At 69.9% G+C, this 19870-nt stretch carries 13 protein-coding genes and 1 pseudogene; 4 read left to right on the top strand and 10 right to left on the bottom strand.

What is annotated here, in order from left to right:
- The first annotated feature begins 31 nt into the window (after nucleotides 1-31).
- The 4 genes and pseudogenes from scpA to KF941_RS20710 all read left to right on the top strand — a co-directional run bounded on the left by scpA (nucleotide 32) and on the right by KF941_RS20710 (nucleotide 4992).
- Complete coding sequence (gene scpA, locus KF941_RS20725) at nucleotides 32-2176, top strand: methylmalonyl-CoA mutase (RefSeq protein WP_072462995.1); 2145 nt, start codon at nucleotides 32-34, stop codon at nucleotides 2174-2176.
- A gap of 109 nt (nucleotides 2177-2285) precedes the next feature.
- Nucleotides 2286-2770 (top strand): annotated as a pseudogene (locus KF941_RS20720) (N-acetyltransferase family protein).
- Between the two features lie 292 nt (nucleotides 2771-3062).
- Nucleotides 3063-3596 (top strand): hypothetical protein, encoded by a 534-nt coding sequence (locus KF941_RS20715; protein ID WP_036756314.1) that lies wholly within the window; start codon nucleotides 3063-3065, stop codon nucleotides 3594-3596.
- Nucleotides 3597-3675: 79 nt separating this feature from the next.
- Nucleotides 3676-4992 carry a homoserine dehydrogenase gene (locus KF941_RS20710; RefSeq protein WP_214274389.1) on the top strand — a complete coding sequence of 439 codons (1317 nt, stop codon included), beginning with the start codon at nucleotides 3676-3678 and terminating at the stop codon, nucleotides 4990-4992.
- A 469-nt stretch (nucleotides 4993-5461) separates the two neighbouring features.
- On the opposite strand, the gene KF941_RS20705 is transcribed toward KF941_RS20710, so the two are convergent.
- The 10 genes from KF941_RS20705 to ftsZ form a co-directional block, all read right to left on the bottom strand.
- A complete protein-coding gene (locus tag KF941_RS20705; RefSeq protein WP_214274388.1) occupies nucleotides 5462-6625 on the bottom strand; it encodes a hypothetical protein in 1164 nt (387 codons plus the stop codon).
- A 79-nt stretch (nucleotides 6626-6704) separates the two neighbouring features.
- The gene (locus tag KF941_RS20700; protein WP_214274387.1) at nucleotides 6705-8648 is read right to left on the bottom strand and encodes an ABC transporter permease; all 1944 of its coding nucleotides are present in this window, start codon (nucleotides 8646-8648) and stop codon (nucleotides 6705-6707) included.
- Nucleotides 8645-9832, bottom strand: coding sequence for an efflux RND transporter periplasmic adaptor subunit (locus KF941_RS20695; protein ID WP_240540503.1), 1188 nt, complete (start codon nucleotides 9830-9832; stop codon nucleotides 8645-8647). Before KF941_RS20695 ends, KF941_RS20700 begins: the two co-directional genes overlap by 4 nt.
- A gap of 259 nt (nucleotides 9833-10091) precedes the next feature.
- Nucleotides 10092-12617, bottom strand: coding sequence for a TonB-dependent receptor (locus KF941_RS20690; RefSeq protein ID WP_214274386.1), 2526 nt, complete (start codon nucleotides 12615-12617; stop codon nucleotides 10092-10094).
- A gap of 135 nt (nucleotides 12618-12752) precedes the next feature.
- On the bottom strand, nucleotides 12753-13709 hold the full coding sequence (locus KF941_RS20685; RefSeq protein WP_214274385.1) for a FecR domain-containing protein: 957 nt from the start codon (nucleotides 13707-13709) through the stop codon (nucleotides 12753-12755).
- 1 nt (nucleotide 13710) lies between these two features.
- Complete coding sequence (locus KF941_RS20680) at nucleotides 13711-14211, bottom strand: sigma-70 family RNA polymerase sigma factor (protein ID WP_072463485.1); 501 nt, start codon at nucleotides 14209-14211, stop codon at nucleotides 13711-13713.
- Between the two features lie 236 nt (nucleotides 14212-14447).
- On the bottom strand, nucleotides 14448-16091 hold the full coding sequence (gene recN, locus KF941_RS20675; protein ID WP_214274384.1) for a DNA repair protein RecN: 1644 nt from the start codon (nucleotides 16089-16091) through the stop codon (nucleotides 14448-14450).
- 7 nt (nucleotides 16092-16098) lie between these two features.
- Nucleotides 16099-16941, bottom strand: coding sequence for an outer membrane protein assembly factor BamD (locus KF941_RS20670; protein WP_036754985.1), 843 nt, complete (start codon nucleotides 16939-16941; stop codon nucleotides 16099-16101).
- A gap of 128 nt (nucleotides 16942-17069) precedes the next feature.
- Nucleotides 17070-18008: a UDP-3-O-acyl-N-acetylglucosamine deacetylase gene (lpxC, locus tag KF941_RS20665; protein ID WP_116220564.1), complete on the bottom strand. Its 939-nt coding sequence runs from the start codon at nucleotides 18006-18008 to the stop codon at nucleotides 17070-17072.
- A 235-nt stretch (nucleotides 18009-18243) separates the two neighbouring features.
- The gene (gene ftsZ, locus KF941_RS20660; protein ID WP_036754979.1) at nucleotides 18244-19860 is read right to left on the bottom strand and encodes a cell division protein FtsZ; all 1617 of its coding nucleotides are present in this window, start codon (nucleotides 19858-19860) and stop codon (nucleotides 18244-18246) included.
- Between the last annotated feature and the right edge of the window lie 10 nt (nucleotides 19861-19870).

Here is a 19870-nt window from a genome sequence, read left to right as displayed (position 1 = left end):
AGAGCCGAGGGGCCATGGGAAAGGATGCAAGATGACCGAAAGCACGAAAGCCGCCCTCGATGAATGGCGCCGGCTCGCCAGCAAGGAGCTGAAAGGCGCCGATCCCGACAGCCTGACCTGGCACACGCTGGAGGGGATCGAGGTCAAGCCGCTTTACACCGAGGCGGACGTGAAGAGCCTGGATCACCTGGGCAGCCTGCCCGGCATCGAGCCCTTCACCCGCGGCCCGCGCGCCACCATGTATGCCGGCCGGCCCTGGACCATCCGGCAATATGCCGGCTTTTCCACCGCCGAGGAATCGAACGCCTTCTATCGCAAGGCGCTGGCCGCCGGGCAGCAGGGCGTCTCGGTCGCCTTCGACCTGGCGACGCATCGCGGCTATGACAGCGACCATCCCCGCGTCGAGGGCGACGTGGGCAAGGCCGGCGTCGCCATCGACAGCGTCGAGGACATGAAGATCCTGTTCGACGGCATCCCGCTGGACAAGGTGTCGGTCTCGATGACCATGAACGGCGCGGTGATCCCGATTCTGGCGAATTTCATCGTCACCGGCGAGGAACAGGGCCATTCCCGCGCCGTGCTGTCGGGCACGATCCAGAACGACATCCTCAAGGAGTTCATGGTCCGCAACACCTATATCTATCCGCCCGAGCCCTCGATGCGGATCATCGCGGACATCATCGAATACACCTCGAACGAGATGCCCAAGTTCAACTCGATCTCGATCTCGGGCTATCACATGCAGGAGGCGGGGGCGAACCTGGTGCAGGAGCTGGCCTATACGCTGGCCGACGGGCGCGAATACGTCCGCGCCGCGCTGAAGGCCGGCATGGACGTGGACCAGTTCGCCGGGCGGCTGTCCTTCTTCTTCGCCATCGGCATGAACTTCTTCATGGAGGCGGCCAAGCTGCGCGCCGCCCGCCTGCTGTGGACGCGGATCATGAAGGAATTCGACCCCAAGAAGCCGGGCAGCCTGATGCTGCGCACGCATTGCCAGACCTCGGGCGTCAGCCTGCAAGAGCAGGATCCCTACAACAACGTGGTCCGCACCGCCTATGAGGCGATGGCGGCGGCGCTGGGGGGCACGCAGTCGCTGCACACCAACGCGCTGGACGAGGCCATCGCGCTGCCGACCGAGTTCAGCGCCCGCATCGCCCGCAACACCCAGCTGATCCTGCAGGAGGAAACCGGCATCACCCATGTCGTCGATCCGCTGGCGGGCAGCTATTACGTCGAGAGCCTGACCGCGCAGCTGGCCGAGAAGGCCTGGGCGCTGATCGAGGAGGTCGAGGCCATGGGCGGCATGACCAAGGCCGTCGCCTCGGGGATGCCCAAGCTGCGCATCGAGGAGACGGCGGCCCGCCGCCAGGCCCAGATCGACCGCGGCGAGGAGGTGATCGTCGGCGTGAACAAGTATCGCCTGGCCAAGGAGGATCCGATCGACATCCTCGACATCGACAACATGAAGGTGCGCGACGCCCAGATCGCGCGGCTGCACAAGATGCGCGAGACGCGGGACGAGGCGAAATGCCAGGCGGCGCTGGCCGAACTGTCGCGCCGGGCGAAGGAAGGCGGCAACCTGCTGGAAGCCGCGGTCGAAGCCGCGCGGGCGCGCGCTTCTGTAGGAGAGATCAGCATGGCGATGGAAAAGGAATTCGGCCGCCACCGCGCCGAGGTCAAGACCCTGGCCGGCGTCTATGGCGCCGCCTATGAGGGCGACGACGGTTTCGCGCAGATCCAGCGCGACGTCGAGGCCTTCGCCGAAGAGGAAGGTCGCCGCCCGCGCATGCTGGTGGTCAAGATGGGCCAGGACGGCCACGACCGCGGCGCCAAGGTGATCGCCACCGCCTTCGCCGACATCGGCTTCGACGTCGACGTGGGGCCGCTGTTCCAGACCCCCGAGGAAGCGGCGCAGGACGCCATCGACAACGACGTGCATGTGGTGGGGATTTCCTCGCAGGCGGCGGGCCACAAGACCCTGGCGCCCAAGCTGATCGCGGCGCTGAAGGAGCAGGGCGCGGGCGACATCATCGTGATCTGCGGCGGCGTGATTCCGCAGCAGGACTACGATTTCCTGAAGAAGGCCGGCGTGAAGGCGATCTTCGGGCCGGGGACAAACATCCCCGCGGCGGCACGCGACATCCTCGGCCTGATCCGCGCGGCGCGGGCGGCATGACAAGCCTGCGGCCGGGGCGCCCGGCGTCGCGGCCGCATGGGTATTTGGGGAACGAAGAAGCGCGCGGCCCTTGCCCGATGGGCGGCGCGGGGAGGGAGGCCCGGCAATGATGCTGCGTCCTGTTGCCGAGGGGGACATTCCGGCGATCCTGGCGTTCTGGAACCCGCTGATCCGCGAGACCACGATCACCTTTTCCAGCGAGGAGAGGACGGCAGAGGGGCTGGCGCGGATGATCGCCAGCCGCCGGGCCGCCGGGCGGGCGTTCCTGGTCGCCGAAGAGGCCGGCGCGTGCTGGGGCTGGCGAGCTATGACCAGTTTCGCGCCGGCAACGGCTATGCCCATTGCATGGAGCATACCGTGATCCTGTCCCCCGCCGCGCGCGGGCGCGGGGTCGGCCGGGCGCTGATGGCGGCGCTGGAGGATCACGCCCGCGCCGGGGGCGCGCATGGCATGATCGCCGCCGTCTCGGCCGAGAACGGCGCCGGCCTCGCCTTTCACCGCGCCATCGGCTATCGCCAGGTCGGGCTGGTCCCGCAGGCGGGGCGCAAGTTCGGCCGCTGGCTGGACCTGGTGCTGCTGCAAAAGATCCTCTGACCCGGCTTGCCTGCCGCCGGGCGCTATGGAAAACTCGTGCCCGGCAGCGCGGGGACAGGATGGACGACGGCAGGGGCAGGCAGATCACCGGCATCGCAGGCAACGGAAAAATCGGCCGCAAAGACATTTTCTTGAGACGCGGGGCGCCTCGAGGGGCCGCGGCCTGCTTGCCGCCCGATGCGGTCCCGCTGCGCGCTCGCACGCCGCTTGACCCCCGGCGGGCGGCATCCGGCGGGCCGCGGCCTGTGGGCTTGGGCCATGGCCTGCTTCCCCTCGCCCCTATCGGTGCATCATGGCCAGGATAGGCGCGCCGCCCGAGACGCATTACACCCTGCCGCCGGATTTCGCCGCAGCCCTGGGGCAATGCGTGGCGAATTTCGGCTGGCTCGAGGAGATCATCAAGCGCACCATCTATGCGCTGGACCGCGCGCGGCTGGCCGACGACCTGACCGAGGAAGAGCTGCAAAGCTGGCTGACCCGCATGGTCTCGATCGCCGACGATTCCATGGGCACGCTGATCGAGCAGCTCGACGCCGCCATGCGCCGCTATCCCGGCCTGCGCGACCGCAACCGCATCACCGACCGGCTGGCCGAGATCCGCCTGCAGCGCAACCTGCTGTGCCATGCCTCGTGGCGGCCGACCGAGGACAAGGCGCGCTGGCACCCCGCCTTCGTCAACACCAAGGGCGAGGTGCAGCGCCAGCCCCTGGGCATCGCCGACCTGGAGGTCATCCGCGCCGACACGGTCGAGATCGGCACCCGCGTGCTGCGGGTGATGCGGGCGACCGGCGTGCGGGGCTATTGGGCGGGCGACGACGAGGCCTGAGCCGCGGCCGGCAGCCATGCGCGTTGCAACGTGCCGCGCCATCCGCTAACACCGCATCGTCCATAGATAAGAGTTTCATATGTCCGCCCAGAACCAGGGGCAAAACGCCTCTCCGCTTCGTCTCGGCATCGCTGGCCTCGGGACGGTCGGCACCGGCACCGTCAAGATCATCCAGAAACACGCCGCCCTGCTGGCCCTGCGCGCCGGCCGGCCGATCACCGTCACCGCCGTCTGCGCCCGCGACCGGCGCAAGAACCGCGACCTGGACCTGTCCGGCTATGGCTGGGAAGAGGACGCCCGTGCGCTCGCGCTGCGCGAGGACGTGGATGTCTTCGTCGAGCTGATCGGCGGCGACGAGGGCATCGCCCGCGAGGCGGTGACGGCCGCGCTGCGCGCCGGCAAGGACGTGGTGACGGCCAACAAGGCGCTGCTGGCGATCCACGGCCAGGAGCTGGCGGAACTGGCCGAGGCCAATGGCCGGGTGATCCGTTTCGAGGCCGCGGTGGCGGGCGGCATCCCGGTGATCAAGGCGATGACCGAATCGCTTTCGGGCAACGAGATCCGCCGCGTCATGGGCGTCATGAACGGCACCTGCAACTATATCCTGACCCGGATGGAAAGCGCCGGCCTGCCCTATGAGGAGGTCTTCGAGGAGGCGCGGCAGCTGGGCTATCTGGAGGCCGATCCGACGCTGGACGTCGGCGGCATCGACGCCAGCCACAAGCTGGCGATCCTGTCGGCGATCGCCTTCGGCACCCGGCCCAGCTTCGACGCGGTCGAGATCGAGGGCATCGAGCGGGTCAGCATCGACGACATCCGCCGCGCCGCCGACATGGGCTATCGCATCAAGCTTCTGGGCGTGGCGCAGATGACCGGGCGCGGGCTGGAACAGCGCATGTCGCCCTGCCTGGTGCCCGCCGACAGCCCGCTGGGGCAGTTGCAGGGCGGCACCAACATGGTGGTGATCGAGGGCGATGCGGTCGGCCAGATCGTGCTGCGCGGCGCCGGGGCCGGCGAGGGCCCGACCGCCAGCGCGGTGATGTCCGACGTGGTCGAGATCGCGCGCGGCGTGCGCATGCCGAGCTTCGGCCAGCCGGCGGCGACGCTGGCCAGCCCGCAGCCGGCACGCACGGCGGTGCCGGCGGCCTATTACATCCGCCTGCAACTGACCGACAAGCCGGGGGCGCTGGCCAAGGTGGCGACGGTCCTGGGCGATGCGGGCATCTCGATCGACCGCATGCGGCAATACGGCCATTCCCGCACCGAAGGGGTGGCGCCGGTGCTGATCGTCACCCACAAGACCACGCCCGAGGCCATCGACCATGCCATCGAGGCCCTGCCCCGCACCGGCGTCATCGCCGGCGAGCCGGTCGAGCTGCGGATCGAAGAGGTCTAAGGCCGCCGCCGGCCGGCTGCATGGCGACAGGAGCGGTGGAGGCATCGAAGCCGGAGCGCGGTGGCCTTTGCGGCCGGGATTTCCCCTGCCGCCCGCAACGGGCCGGTGATCGCAGGACCACCGCCCCGACGCGCAAAAGGTGAAGACGGCGAAAGGTTCGCCACCGGCGGCCGTCCCCTGGCGATCAATCCCTTAGGGGGCGGGGCTTGCCCTGCGCGTGGCTGCGAAATGCAGTCAGTCGTCGGAACCCCGCCAAGGACGCATGAAGCATCGCCCCCCGCCGGGATCGAAAACCTCGGCCAGGGCGGCGCCGGATCGGATCGCCGGACCATCCCGGCCCATCGGATCGGCCGCGCCGGGGCGGGATCGGGCCCGCCCCGCCACGATAAATCCGGGCCGGCCGCTTCGCCGGGAGGACCGGTGGTCGGAACCGGCCCAAGCCCTGGCGAAGCGGCCAGCGGGCCGAGGCTTATTCGCCCCCTTCGCCCAGCCTTTCCAGGTCGATGCGCAGCAGCGAATCCAGCGCGCCCTCGCGATAGTCCGGGTGGTCCTTGTCATGCGGGGCCTTGACCGTCACGAACAGGGTCCGGCCGTCCTCGCTGACCTCCAGGCTGTTGGGATGGCTGGGCAGCGGGATGCGCTGCTTGACCGCATAGTCCTGCGCATCGATCACTGCCAGGCCGCCGGTGCCGGCCTTGTTCTCGCGCTCGACCCCGCGCCAGGTGGCGTAGATCTCGGACCGCGCCGGGTTATAGGCCACGTCCAGCATGCCGGTGCCGACCGGAACCTGCTTGGCCACCTCGGCCCCGGCGATGTCGAAGACGTAAAGCGCGCCCTGGTTGGCATCGGCCGCAAACAGGCGCTGGCCCTCGGCGTCGATCGCCAGGTTCACGAGGAAATGCTGCGAGGCCTCGGCCCCTTCCTCGGTGGTGTCGCCGGTCGAGATCGCGCCGACCCGCGCGCCGGCCGCGTCGATCACCGCGATCTCCTCGATGCCGCCGCCGCCGGCGTAGAAGCGCCCGGCAGCCGCGTCATAGGCGGCGCCGGCGGTCCAGAGCCCGCCCTCGATCCGGTGCAAGAGTTCCCCCGCCTTGGTGTCCACGATCCAGGTCACGCCCTTCTGGCCGGGACTGGTGACGAAGGCGAGGCCCTTTTCCTCGTCCAGCGCGATCATGCGGGTATGCTCGAAGCCCTCGCCGTCGGGCTGGCCGAGCTGGATGGTGTCGAGGATCTGCCCGCCCCGCGCATCGATCACGGTCAGCGAGCCGTCCAGCGTATTGCCGGCGTAAAGCCGCCCCGCGCTGCGGTCCAGCGCCAGCGCGAAGGGCCGGCGCGGCAGCTGGATCTGCCGGATCGGGTGCAGGTCATTGGCGTCCAGCACATGGATGAAGCCCGGCGTGCCCTTGTCGAAGCTGGGCACCGAGGCGACGAAGACCAGCCCGGCCTCGGCCCAATGCACGGCCTCGTAGGCGCCGGGGATGGAATCGGTGCGGATCACGGCGGGGGCGAACTGGGCCATGCTCATGGCTTCGGGCTCGGCGGGGGCGTCCTGCGCGGCAGCAGGCATGGCCAGCGCCAGCGCCATCAAAGCAGGCAGCGCCATGCGCCATGCGGTCCGGGTCTTCGGTTTCATCGTCATTCTCCTGTTCGGGGCCGCAGGGGCAGCGGTTCGGGGAAAGGCTGGCGGTCCGGCAGGACGGCTGGCGGGAAGATCAAGGGCTGGCCAGCGCCTCGACGGGGCTTAGCCTGGCGGCGCGGATGGCGGGGACCAGGCCGAAGGCGGCGCCCATGGCGGTGGCGCCGGCCAGCGCGCCAAGCGCCACGGTGACGGAAAACACCACCGGCATGCCGAAGCCCGAGGCGGCGACCGCGCCGATCCCGCCCGCCAGCGCCAGCCCGGCCAGGCCGCCAAGCGCCGACAGCACCGTGGCCTCGGTCAGGAACTGCACCAGGATGTCGCGCATCGAGGCGCCGGTGGCGGCGCGGATGCCGATCTCGCGGGTGCGTTCGCGCACGGTGATGAACATGATGTTCATCACCCCGATGCCGCCGACGAAGATCGAGATCGCCGCGATGGCGCCCAGCAGCAGGTTCTGCGAGGCGCGCTCGGCCTCGGCTGCGGCAAAGGCGCCCGCGGCATCGGCCAGCCAGAAATCCTCGGCCCCGTGGCGCTGGGTCATCACCTGGCGCAGCAGCGCGTTCGTCTCGTCCAGCCGCGCCATGTCCTGCAATGCGACCACGATCACCGACAGCTCGCCCGGCCCGTAGACCCGGCTTTCCAGGCTGGCAAGCGGCATGGCCACCACCTTGTCGCGGTCGCTGCCGTCCTGGCTCAGCCCCTTGGCCTCCAGCACGCCGCCGACCAGAAAGGGCGACATGTTGACCATGACGAACTCGCCCGTCGGATCGCGGGTGTCGGGAAACAGCGTCCGCGCCACGGTCGCGCCCAGAAGCAGCACCGGGCTGCCGCCGCGCTCGTCCGTTTCGGAAAAGAAGCTGCCGCGCACCACGTCCCAGCCATGCACGCCGCGGAAATCGCGGTCGGTGCCCAGGATGTCACTGTCGATGGACAGCCCGCCCGCGGCGACCCTCGCCTGTTCCCACCGCCCCGGCATCACGCCCGCGACATTGGGCAGGCCCTTCAGCGCCATCGCATCCTGAAGCGTCAGCGGCCGGCGCGGCATGCGCGTGTCCTGGTCCGAGCCGACCACGACCCAGTTGGTGCCGATGGCCGAGGCGCGGCGGATGAACTCCTCCTGCGCGCCGCGGCCGATGGCCAGCATGGCGACGACCGAGGCCACGCCGATGACGATGCCCGACAGCGTCAGCGCGGTGCGCACCGGGCTGGCGGCGATGGCGGCAAAGGCCGCGCGGGCGGCCTCGCGCAGGGTAGAGAGAAGCGCCGGGCGGCGGTGGACCGGCGGCGGCAGGTCCGGGGCCGGCTCGGCCGGCGGGGCAAAGCCGCTGTCGCCGGCGATCCGCCCCTCGGCCACGCGGATCACCCGACCGGCGCGGGCGGCGATGTCGGCGTCATGGGTGATCAGGATCACCGTATGGCCCTTGGCGGCAAGATCCGACAGCAGCCGCATGACCTGCCGGCCGCTTTCGGCGTCGAGCGCGCCGGTCGGCTCGTCCGCCAGGATCACCGCGCCGCCGTTCATCAGCGCCCGCGCGATGGACACGCGCTGCTGCTGGCCGCCCGACATCTGCGCGGGACGCGCCCCCATCCGGTGCCCCAGCCCGAGGCTTTCCAGCAGCGCCGCCGCCCGCGCCCGCCGCGCCTCGCGCGCGGCCCCGGCATGGCTGGCGGGCAGCGCGACATTCTCCAGCGCCGTCAGCGTCGGGATCAGGTTGTATTGCTGGAAGACGAAGCCGAACAGGCGATTGCGCAGCCCCGCCTGCGCGTCGCGCGACAGCCGCGCCACGTCCTGCCCGGCCAGGTGATAGCTGCCCGCCGTCGGCCGGTCCAAGAGGCCGAGGATGTTCATCAGCGTCGACTTGCCGGACCCCGAGGTGCCGACGATGGCCACGAACTCGCCCGCGCGGATGTCGAGGTCGATGCCGCGCAGCACATGGGCGCGCGCCGCACCCTCGCCGAAGACCCGGTGCAACCCGCGGATGCGGATCAGCGGAAGGTCATCCGCCGGGGCGGTCACGGTGCGATCCTCAGCAAAGGCTCGCCCTCGGGGGGGCGGGTGCCGGTGATCACCAGCTCGCCTTCCTCCAGCCCCGAGGTGATCTCGACATGGGAGCGGGTGCGCATTCCGGTCCGGGGGCGGCGGGTTTCCGGCATGCCGGCGCGGTTCAGAACCCGCACGGCCCCGTCCTCGTCCAGCGCCGAGACCGGGATGGCCAGCACGTCCGCCACGCTTTCGGTGACGAAGAAGACCTGCGCGGTCATGCCCGAAAGCAGCGCGCCGCCCGGATTGGCGATGTCGAACAGCGCCACGTAGGTAACGACGGAATTGGCCTCCTCGCCCTCCTTGACCGGCGGCGCGGGCAGCACCTGGCGCAGGGTGGCGCGATGCTTGCGGTCGGGAAAACCGAGCGTGGTGAACCAGACCGGCATGCCGGGGCGCAGATGCACCACATCCGCCTCGGAGACGTCGCTGCGCACCGTCATGGTGGCCAGGTCGGCGATGCGCAGGATCAGCGGCGTGTCGTAATTGGCGTTCAGCGTCTGCCCCTCGCGCGCCAGGGCGGCGACCACGGTGCCGGCCATGGGCGAGGTGATGCGTGAGCGGGCCAGCGTCGCCTCCTCGGCACGCAATTCGGCGCGGCTGCGGCGGATGGTGGCGTCCAGCGCCTCGATCCGGGCGCGCAACACGTCGCGGTCGCGCTCGGCCTCTTCCAGCGTCACCCGGCTGCTGCTGCGCCCGGCCAGCGAGGAATGCCGCCCGGCCTGGCGTTCGGCAAAGCCCAGCTGCGCCTGCAATTCGCTGCGCTCGGCGGCCAGGCGGGCCAGTTCGGCCTGCAAGCCCTCGACCTGCGCCGCCTGCACCTCGGCGTCGATCTCGGCCAAGAGCTGCCCCGCCTCGACCCGGTCGCCGGCCGCGACATGCAGCCGGCGCAACTGCCCCGAGACCTGCGCGCCCACATCGACATGGGCATGCGGCTCGATCCGGCCCGAGGCGGTCACGGCGTTTTCCAGGTCGCGGCGCATGACCGGCGCGGTGTCATAGGCGACGGCGGGCGGCCCGCCGCGCAGATGCCACAGCCCCGCGCCCGCCAGGGCGGCCAGCGCCAGCACGGCCAGCAGGGCGCGGCGGCCGCGGCGGGCGGGTGCTTGCGCGGGCAGGGGCGGCGGCAGGTCAGTCTCGGACTGTAGAAGCGCGTTCATGCACAGGGTCCATTCGGTGCCCGAAAACAGGAAGATCCGACCTGGCCGGATCGCGTCGGAAGTGATGAGGCACGCCTGCAACCTTCGCCGCAGGCGGCGCGGCGATCTGGCTTTGCGAGGGTCCGATGGCGACGGTCGGGGGACCGGCGGCCCTGCACATGGCGTCCCTGCTGCTTAGGGCCGCCCCGGCCCAAGCGCAACAGGCCAAGGCGGGTGCGCATCGGCCGGGGAAAGCCCGGCCGACGGCTTGCGGCACGCCTCAGAACCGGCCGCGCAGGGTCAGCGTGGCATTCCGGGGCTCGCCATACCAATTGCCGCCGCCGGGAGTGCCGATGGTGGCGTAATAGGTCTTGTCGAAGACGTTGTTCACGTTCAGCGCCAGCGCCCATTGCTCGTCGATCCGGTATTGCACATGCGCATCCCAGACCGAATAGCCGCCCTGCCTGATCTCGAACTCGGGCTGGGTCCAGTTGCCGTCGGGGCCGCGCAACCAATAGGTGCCGCTGTTCGCGTGCCGGCTTTTCACCGTCACCCCGCCGCCGAAGGTCCATTTCGACCAGTCGCCCGGCAGGTTGTAGTCGGTCCACAGCTTGAACATGTGGCGGGGGGTCAGGGCGCTGAAGACGGCGTTCTCCCTCGTGTTCTTGTTATGGTTGTAGGTATAGCCGGCAAAGACCTGCCAGCCCGGCGCGACCTCGCCCGAGACCTCCAGGTCGATACCCTGGCTGACGATCTCGCCCAACGGCAGGTAATAGGTGCCGAGCTCGTCCTCATAGCGCGGATCCTCCACCTTCTCGCCCTGGCGCTCGATGCGATAGAGCGCAGCCGCAAGGTTCAGCGCACCCCCCATGATGGCACCCTTGGCGCCCAGTTCGTAGTTGCGGCCGGTGATCGGGTCCAGTTGGGTCGGGTTATCGGGCGGACCGGCAAAAGTGTTGCCCTGCGGCTTGTAGATCTCGGTCAGGCTGGCATAGGCGGTCCAGTCCGGCGTCAGGTCATAGGTGACGGCGGCATAGGGCGTGAAGATGCCGTTTTCGCTCCAGCGCCAGCTGGTGTCGCGATAGGTGACGTTTCCGTCCTCGTCATACTCCTCCATAGTCTCGGAATGCCTGTAGTTGCCGTAACGGCCGCCGACGATGACATGCATCCTGTCGGTCGCCTGCATGTCCAGCCGGGCATAGATGCCTTGCTGCTTGCCGCCCCATGCCGGCCAACCGGATCCGGCCCTGCCCCGCACCGGCGCGGGCAGGTCCAGACCAGGGAAGTCGCCCAGACGGATTTCGCCCTCGGGAAACGCCGTGTCGATGCGGTTGCGCAACTGCTTGCCGTAGCTGCGCCGCCAGTCGGCGCCCATGGTCAGCTTGTATTCCCGACCCCAGGCATCGAAGCGACCCGAAAGGCTCAGGTCCACCCCGTCCGAGTGGTTGCCGTCGTCTTCGGAAAAGGCGCTCGGCGTGCCGAAAGAACCCGTCACCGGATCGATCGGACCGCCGAGACTGAGGTTGAGGTAATCGAAATCAAAGCGTTGCCGTGCGGCGCTGAGCTTGAGCGTCCAGTCCGAATCGAACCGATGCTCGACCGAGGCGAAAAGCTCGCGGATGGTCTGTTCGCGCTTGGCCCAGTCCACCGTCAGCGCCACGTCGCGCGGCAGGCCAAGCTGGCTGCCGTCGGTATAGGTCGGCAGGCCCCTCTGCCACATGGTGCCGTCCTGGCGCTGGTAGCTGATCCCGGCGCTGATCGTGGTCGAGGGCGTCAGGTCGTATTCCAGGATGCCGTAGAGAACCTGCTTTTCCTCATCCGCCGGCTTGTAGAAATAGTCGCGGTCTTGCCAGACGCCGACCAGCCGGCCGCGCAACCGGCCGTCGAACCCCAGCGGGCCGCCGATATCGGCCTCAAGCCGGCGGTTGTTCCAGCTGCCATAGGCCAGCGTCACCGCCGAGCGCAGTTCATCCGTCGGGCGCTTGCGCGCCAGGTTGATGGTGCCGCCCGGCTCGCCCGCGGCGGAAAACAGCCCCTCGGCCCCGCGCAGCACTTCCAGCCGGTCATAGATCGCCAAGTCGAAATCCGGCCGGAATGTGGAATCATACGAGGTGCCCAACCCGTCGATCTGGTAATTGTTGATGACGAAGCCGCGCGAATGGAACTCGGGGTTGCCCATGCCGTCGGTGATGGCGACGATGCCCGGGGTCTTGGCCATGGCGTCGGACATCATGGTCAGGCCCTGGTCCTCGATCGCCTGGCTGGTCAGGACCGTGACCGATTGCGGCACCTCCTTCAGCGACTCGGCGCCGCGGGCGATGCTGGCGGACGGCGTGGCATAGGAGCCGCTGCCCTCGGTCGTGGCGCTGCCGCCGCGCAGGGTGACGGTATCCAGGACCACCGCACCATCGCCCGCCCCCGCCGGCGCCGCGGCACCGGGCCGGACCAGGACATAGCTTCGCGGCCCCGCCTGCTGCAGCTGGTAGCCGCTGCCGGACAGCAGGACGGAAAAGCCCTGCTCGACCGTGTAGCTGCCGCGAATGCCGGCGCTTTGCAGCCCCGCCAGCGCCGAGGGTTCATAGACCAGCTGCACGCCCGAGGCGGCCGCATAGCGCGCCAGCACGTCGCTGAGCCGGCCGGGGCCGATGGCATAGTCGCGCGCCTGCGCAAAGGCGGGGGCGGTGATCGTGGCACCCAGCGCGGTGCCGACCAGAAGCGCCCGCGCCGCGCCGCGCGGGGCCGATAGCCCGGTCGAAAGCGCGAGGGCGCGGGCAACCGCCACCGGCGCGCAGGTAAGATAAGTCATGCTGCTTCGTCCTGTCTGGAATGGATGAAGGGCAGCGGGCTGATACCTGCTTGGCTGGCTCCCTTTCCCCATTCACCGGACGAGATCCGAAAAGTGATCACCCTGGCGGCAAAAAAACTTCCCGCGCCGGGCCTTTCAGGCGCGCGGCGCGACCACCACCCACCAGGGCGTGCGGCGCTGGATGCGCACCGGCAGGGTCTGCGCCAGCAGGTCGAGGCCGCGATCCGTATCGGCCAGCGAGATCGCCCCCGAGACCCGTATCCCCGCCACGGCGGGATCGCAGCGCAGCACGCCATGGCGATAGCGCGCCATCTCGGCAATCACCTCGCCCAGCCGCATGTCCTGCGCCAGCAGCATGCCCTGTTCCCAGATCGCCGCACTGTCATCCACCGCCGCCGGCCGCCTGACCCCGCCGCGGCCGAAATCCGCCTGCTCGCCCTGGCGCAGGACATGGGGCGGGGCATCCAGCGGCCGGATCTCGACCGCATGGCGAAAGACCGAGACCCGCGCCAGGTCGTTTTCCAGGTGCCGCACGCTGAAGCGGGTTCCCAGCGCCCGGATCTCGCCAAAGGCCGTGGCGACCAGCAGCGGACGCGGGGCCGGCGCGGGATCGGCATGGGTCGTGACCAGGATCTCGCCGCTGTGCAGGTGGATGCGCCGCTCGGCGGCGGTAAAGGCGATGTCCGCCGCGCTGTCGGTGTTCAGCACCAGTTCCGAGGCGTCGGGCAGGTCCAGCGCCTTGCGCTCGCCCACCGCCGTGGCCACGTCGGCGCGCCATTTCTGCCAAGGCTGCTGCCAGGCCAGCGCCCCGGCCGGCGGGACGAGCAGCAGGCCGCCCAGCAGGCCGAGCGCCCGGCGCCTGTTGGGCTGCGGTTCGATGGTGCGCAGGACATCCTGGCCCAGCCCGCGCGGCAGCCGGTCGAAGGTCTGGAACACCGCCTGCGCCCGCGCCCAGGCCGCGGCATGCTGCGGGCCCTGGGCCAGCCAGCGGTCGAAGGCGGCGCGGTCGACCTCGCCGGGGGCGCCGTAGCGCATGGCCATGGCCCAGTCGGCGGCTTCCTCCAGCAAGGCGTCCCCGCAAGGCTGCGCCATGTCAGGCCGCCTCCATGCAGGCCAGCAGCGCCTTGCGGACATGCCGCCTGACGGTGATGACCGGCGCCTGCACCCGCTGGGCGATCTGCTGCAGGGTCAGCCCGTCCAGCTGGGCCAGCAAAAAGACCTCGCGGGTAAAGGCCGGCAGCCGCGCCAGAACGGCGTCGATCCGCATCAGGGCCTCGATGACCAGCATCTGCTCTTCGGCGGGCGGAACCGCAGGGGCGGGCAGATGGGCGATGGCCTGCTGATAGGCCCTTTCGACGCGCCGGCGCCGCCAGTGATCGGCCAGCAGGCCCTTGGCGATATGGGTCAGAAGCGCGCGGGGCCGGTCGCCCAGTTGCGAGCGCCGCGAGGCCAGCAGCCGCAGGAATGTGTCATGGGCCAGATCCGCCGCATCGCCGCTGTCGCCCAGCTTGCCGCGCAGCCAGCCATGCAGCCAGCCGTGATGAGCGGCATAAAGCGCATGGAACTCGCATCTGGGATTCTCGCCGATCGACACCCTGCCCCGCTGATCTGCCCGGAAAGCGTCCGGGTCCGAAATCCTTACTAGATTGCAAAGGTATTTCCATCCTGGGCTTGCCGGCGGCGCCGGAAATTTGCCCGCCGCGGCCCGGTTGTCGATTTCATGTCACAACCGGCCGGCATGCGCGGCATGGCAGCGCCGGGCTGGCCCGCGCGATCCACCGCGCATCGCCGCGGCGGCGGGGCGCGATTCGGCCGCGTCCAAGGCTGGGCCTAGGGTTCGAGCAGCGCGCGCGCGGCCGCCTTGGCGGCGGGGGTGATCTCTTCGCCGGCGAGCATGCGGGCGATTTCCTCGATGCGCTGGCTGGCGGTCAGCGCGGCGACGTTCGAGGTGGTCATGCCGCCCTCGACCGATTTCGCGACCCGGAAATGATGCCCGCCAAGCGCCGCGACCTGCGGGCTATGGGTAACGACCAGCACCTGCGCGCCCTCGGCCAGCCGGGCCAGGCGCCGGCCGACCGCATCGGCGGTGGCGCCGCCGACGCCGCGGTCGATTTCGTCGAAGATCAGCACCAGCGCGTCGTTGCCGCGCGCCAGGCAGACCTTGAGCGCCAGCAGGAAGCGCGACAGCTCGCCGCCCGAGGCGATGCGGTCCAGCGGCCCGGCCGGGGCGCCCGGATTGGTGGCGACGGTGAAGGCCACCGCGTCGCGGCCCTCAGGGCCCGGCTCGGCCTCGGCAAGCCGGGTCTCGAAGACCGCGCGCTCCATCTTCAGCGGCGCGAGTTCGGCCGCCATCGCGGCATCGAGCCGCTTGGCAGCCGTGGCGCGCTGGTCGCTCAGCCCCGCCGCCGCCGCGCCATAGGCGGCGTCGGCCGCCGCCACGGCCTCGCGCAGGCGCGCCAGATCCCCCTCGCCCGCGTCGATCCGGCCCAGCCGCTCCCGCAGCGTGTCAGCCAGCCCCGCCAGGTCGTCGGCCAGCACCTCATGCTTGCGCGCAAGCGCGCGCAGCGCGAACAGCCGTTCCTCGGTCGTCTCGAGGTCGCGCGGGTCGAAATCCATCGCCTCCAGCGCCGCCTCGACGCCCGAGGCCGCCTCGCCCAGTTCGATCAGCGCCCGCTGCAGCGCGGCCGCGGGCGTCTCCAGCCGGCCCTCGGCCCGCTCGGCGGCACCGTCGAGCCAGCGCGCGGCATCCAGCATCGCGCCCTCGGCCCCTTGCGGCCCCAGCGCCTGCAAGGCCCGCGCCACGTCCTCGCGAATGCGCTCGGCGCCCTGCATGGCGCGGCGGCGGGTGTCCAGTTCCGCCTCCTCGCCCGGCTGCGGGTCGAGCTTGTCGAGTTCGGCCACGGCATGGCGTAGGAAATCCTCTTCGCCCTTCGCCGCGGCCAGCGCCGCCTCGGCCCGTTCCAGCGCCGCGCGCGCCTCGCGCCGGGCGGCCCAGGCGGCACGGACCGGCCCCAGGTCCACCCCGGCAAAGGCATCCAGCAGCAGCCGGTGGCCGCGCGGGTTCAAGAGGCCGCGGTCGTCATGCTGGCCATGCAGCTCGACCAGCAGTTCCGAAAGCGTGCGCAGCACCTCGCCCGAGGCGCGGCGGTCGTTGATCCAGCCGGTCTTGCGCCCGTCCAGCGCATTCACCCGGCGGATGATCAGCTCGTCCGAGACCGGAAAGCCCGCCTCGTCCAGCAGGGTGCGGGCGGGATGGCCGGGCGGCAGGTCGAAGACCGCCGTCACCTCGCCCTGGCTGGCGCCGGCGCGCACCAGGTCGGCGCGGCCGCGCCAGCCCAGCACGAAGCCCAGGCAGTCGAGCAGGATCGACTTGCCCGCCCCCGTCTCGCCGGTCAGCACGTTGAGGCCCGGCCGGAACTCCAGTTCCAGCCGGTCGATCAGCAACATGTCGCGGATGTCGAGATGCCGCAGCATCGCCCGCTTACAGCCACTTGCCCTGGATGACCTGGCGATAGACCCGCGTCAGCCAGCTGTCGCCGCGCGCTTCGGCCTGCAGGCCGCGGCCGCGCAGTTGCGCATGGGCATCCTGATAGAAGGGCGAGGACTGGAAGTTGTGGCCCAGGATCGCGCCCGCCGTCTGCGCCTCGTCGTTCAGGCCAAGCGCCAGATAGGCCTCGACCAGGCGCATCAGCGCCTCGGGGGTATGGGAGGTGGTCTGGAACTCCTCGACCACGACGCGGAAGCGGTTGATCGCCGCGGTGTAATGGCCGCGCTTGAGGTAGTAGCGGCCGATCTCCATCTCCTTGGCGGCGAGATGGTCGAAGGCCAGGTCGAATTTCAGGATGGCCGAGCGGGCGTATTCGGTGTCGGGATATTGCTCGATCACCTCGCGCAGCGCCTGAAGCGCCTGGAAGGTCAGGCCCTGGTCGCGCCCGACCTCGTCGATCTGGTCGTAATAGCTGAGCGCCAGCAGGTATTTCGCATAGGCCGCGTCCGCATCGCCCGGATAGGTGTCGATGAAGCGCTGCGCGGCGCCCCGCGCCTCTTCGTAGTCGCGGGCGCGGTGATAGGCATAGGCCTGCATGATCAGCGCGCGCTTGGCCCATTCGGAATAGGGGTAAAGCCGCTCGACCTCGGAGAAATACTGCACCGCGTCCTTGGGCCTGCGCGAGTTCTCAAGCTCGTATTCGCCGCGCTTGTAGATCTGTTCGGCGGTAAAATTCTCGAATGATTCGGGCTTGTTCCCCGCACCGCCCGAACAGCCCGCCAGCAGGCCCAACGACAGCACAGCCGCGACCAAGGAACCCGATCTGATGCCTGTCATTCCATACCGCCCGTCAGAAATTCACGCCGCCGCATGGGCGGAAGGCCCGCGCGGCCCGGTCGTCCTAGCACAGAAAATCGGGCTGCGCAAAATGCCAAAACGGCAAAAACGGCGCAGGGCCGCCACCTTCAGGCGACGGCCAGCTGACGGGTGCGGGAAGCGAGGCGCGCAGCCGAGGCGATCACCCCGGCGCCGGGCTGGCGGCTTTCCATCGCCGGGGTCAGCGTGACCCATTCCCAGGCATCGGGCTGGGCGAAAAGCGCGCGCAGCAGCTTGTTGGTCATGGCGTGCCCGGCGCGGTGGCCGGTATAGCGCGCCAGCAGCGGCGCCCCGGCCAGCGCAAGGTCGCCCACCGCGTCCAGCATCTTGTGGCGCACGGCCTCGTCGCGGTGGCGCAGGCCGCCCGGCGACAGCACCCGGTCGCCGTCCACGACCACCGCGTTCAGGTAGGTGCCGCCAAGCGCCAGGCCGTTCTTCTGCATCTGCACCACGTCGGCCTGCCGGCAGAAGGTGCGGCTGTCCATCAGCTCATGCACGAAGCTGCCGTTGGCCATGTCGAGGCGCTTTTCCTGACGGCCGATCGCCGCGTCCACGAAGTCGATGTCGAAATGGATCTCCAGGTGGTCGGCGGGCGAGAGGCGGGCGAAAGCCTCGCCCTGCCGCACCTCGACCTCGCGCAGGATGCGGATCGCGCGCAGGGGCGCCGCCTGCTGGCGCAGCCCGGCTTCCAGGATGCCCTGCACGAAGGGGGCTGCGGAGCCGTCGAGAATCGGCACTTCCGGCCCGTTCACCTCGACCACGGCATTGTTGATGCCGGTGCCCGACAGCGCGGCCATCACATGCTCCACCGTCGAGACGGTGGCGCCGCGGCCGTTGTCCAGCAGGGTGCAAAGCTGCGATGGGGTGACATGGTCCCAGCGCGCCGGAATCCGGGCGCGGTCCAGGTCGGTGCGCACGAAGACGATGCCATGGTCCGCCGGCGCCGGCAGGATCGCCAGCCGCACGGCCGCACCCGAATGCAGTCCGACGCCGCGGAACTGGGCTTTCTGAGCGATGGTGGTCTGCATGGTCTTGCCTGCCGATTCTTGTGAACTGAGCGTGCCACGGCAAGAAATCCGCGGCGCAAGGATCAGTTAGGCATCCCCCGCCGATTGCTCAAATAACCTTTTGTAACGGGGTGAAACAATCGGCCCCGGCTTGCGCCCCAGCCCCGGCCGGAACCGCCAATACCTTGATCCAGCAAAGAAAAAGGACCGCCGAAGCGGTCCTTCACGAAATCGTCGCCGGAATTTTGTGATCGGCTCAATTCGCCTGGCGGCGCAGGAAAGCGGGGATCTCGACATTGTCGCCGGCCCGGTCGGGGCTGGCCAGATCGTCGAAACCGGCGTCGAAACCGCCGCGGTTGCGGGCCGCGACACGCTCGTTCACGCGCTCGGCGATGGTCGAGGGCGCGGGCTTGTCGGCCTGCTCGCCATGGCCCGAGATGCGCTCCAGCATCCGGCTCAGCCCGCCCATGCGGCCCTGGGCGCGGCCCTGCTCGGCCGGCTGCGGCTGCTGCTGGGCGGCGCGGTTCTGGGCCGCGGCCTGGCGCTCGGGCGCCTTCTGGACGGCGGCGGCCAGGCGCTGCATCACCGCATCCGAAGGCGTGCCGGCCGGGGCCTGCGGCCGGGTCGGCGCGACGAAGCCGCCCGCATCGCCGTTCAGCGCGTCGCTGGGCGCGGCGGGCTGGCGCAGCTCGGGCTGGTAGGCCGGGCGCGGCATGTCTTCCTCGTCATAGCGCGCGGCAGGGGCCGAGGGCTGGACGCGCGCCGCCGGGGCGGGCTCGGCCAGGGGCGCGGTGCGGCGCGGCGGAACCGGCAGCTCTTCCTCGGCCGGCTTCTGCGCCACGACGGGGTTCTGGGTCAGCGGCTCCTTCATGCCGCGGCGCGGCACCGGAACCTCGGCCGCCGAAGCGTCGATGCCGGTCGCGACGACCGAGACGCGGATCGAGCCCTCCATCGACGGGTCCAGCGTCGAGCCGACAATGATGTTCGCATCCGCATCGACCTTCTCGCGGATCTTCTCGGCCGCCTCGTCCATCTCGAAGAGCGTCAGGTCGTAGCCGCCGGTGATGTTGATCAGCACGCCCTTGGCGCCGTTCAGGCTGATTTCGTCCAGGAGCGGGTTGGCGATGGCCTTTTCGGCCGCCTGCACGGCGCGGTTCTCGCCCGAGGCCTCGCCGGTGCCCATCATCGCCTTGCCCATCTCGTCCATCACCGCGCGCACGTCGGCGAAGTCCAGGTTGATCAGGCCCGGACGCACCATCAGGTCGGTCACGCCCTTGACGCCCTGGTAAAGCACGTCGTCGGCCATGGCGAAGGCTTCGGTGAAGGTGGTCTTTTCGTTGGCCAGCCGGAACAGGTTCTGGTTGGGGATGATGATCAGCGTGTCGACGACCTTCTGCAGCGCCTCGACGCCTTCCTCGGCCTGGCGCATGCGCTTGGTGCCCTCGAACTGGAAGGGCTTGGTCACGACGCCGACGGTCAGGATGCCCATCTCGCGCGCGGCCTGGGCGATGATCGGGGCGGCGCCGGTGCCGGTGCCGCCGCCCATGCCGGCGGTGATGAAGCACATATGCGCGCCCATCAGATGATCGACGATGTCCTCGATCGTCTCTTCGGCGGCCTTGGCGCCGATCGAGGGCTTGGCGCCGGCGCCCAGCCCCTCGGTCACTTTCGGGCCGATCTGGATGCGGCTTTCCGCCTTGGAGGATTGCAGCGCCTGGGCGTCGGTGTTCGCCACGACGAACTCGACCCCCTCCAGCTGCTTGTCGATCATGTTGTTGACCGCATTGCCACCCGCACCACCGACGCCGAAGACGGTAATGCGCGGCTTCAGTTCCTGGTCATCATTCAGCATCAGGTGAATCTGCCGTTCCATGTCTCGCCTG

The organism is Paracoccus sp. pheM1 (assembly GCF_018499825.1).
Taxonomy (GTDB): Bacteria; Pseudomonadota; Alphaproteobacteria; order Rhodobacterales; family Rhodobacteraceae; genus Paracoccus; species Paracoccus versutus.
This window is presented reverse-complemented; position numbering and strand designations above follow the sequence as displayed.

What these genes read in the sequence shown, in the direction of transcription:
- scpA (WP_072462995.1), top strand. Translation starts at nt 32, where the DNA reads ATGACCGAAAGCACGAAAGCCGCCCTCGATGAATGGCGCCGGCTCGCC.
- KF941_RS20715 (WP_036756314.1), top strand. Translation starts at nt 3,063, where the DNA reads ATGGCCAGGATAGGCGCGCCGCCCGAGACGCATTACACCCTGCCGCCG.
- KF941_RS20710 (WP_214274389.1), top strand. Translation starts at nt 3,676, where the DNA reads ATGTCCGCCCAGAACCAGGGGCAAAACGCCTCTCCGCTTCGTCTCGGC.
- KF941_RS20705 (WP_214274388.1), bottom strand. Translation starts at nt 6,625, where the DNA reads ATGAAACCGAAGACCCGGACCGCATGGCGCATGGCGCTGCCTGCTTTG.
- KF941_RS20695 (WP_240540503.1), bottom strand. Translation starts at nt 9,832, where the DNA reads ATGAACGCGCTTCTACAGTCCGAGACTGACCTGCCGCCGCCCCTGCCC.
- KF941_RS20690 (WP_214274386.1), bottom strand. Translation starts at nt 12,617, where the DNA reads ATGACTTATCTTACCTGCGCGCCGGTGGCGGTTGCCCGCGCCCTCGCG.
- KF941_RS20685 (WP_214274385.1), bottom strand. Translation starts at nt 13,709, where the DNA reads ATGGCGCAGCCTTGCGGGGACGCCTTGCTGGAGGAAGCCGCCGACTGG.
- recN (WP_214274384.1), bottom strand. Translation starts at nt 16,091, where the DNA reads ATGCTGCGGCATCTCGACATCCGCGACATGTTGCTGATCGACCGGCTG.
- KF941_RS20670 (WP_036754985.1), bottom strand. Translation starts at nt 16,941, where the DNA reads ATGACAGGCATCAGATCGGGTTCCTTGGTCGCGGCTGTGCTGTCGTTG.
- lpxC (WP_116220564.1), bottom strand. Translation starts at nt 18,008, where the DNA reads ATGCAGACCACCATCGCTCAGAAAGCCCAGTTCCGCGGCGTCGGACTG.
- ftsZ (WP_036754979.1), bottom strand. Translation starts at nt 19,860, where the DNA reads ATGGAACGGCAGATTCACCTGATGCTGAATGATGACCAGGAACTGAAG.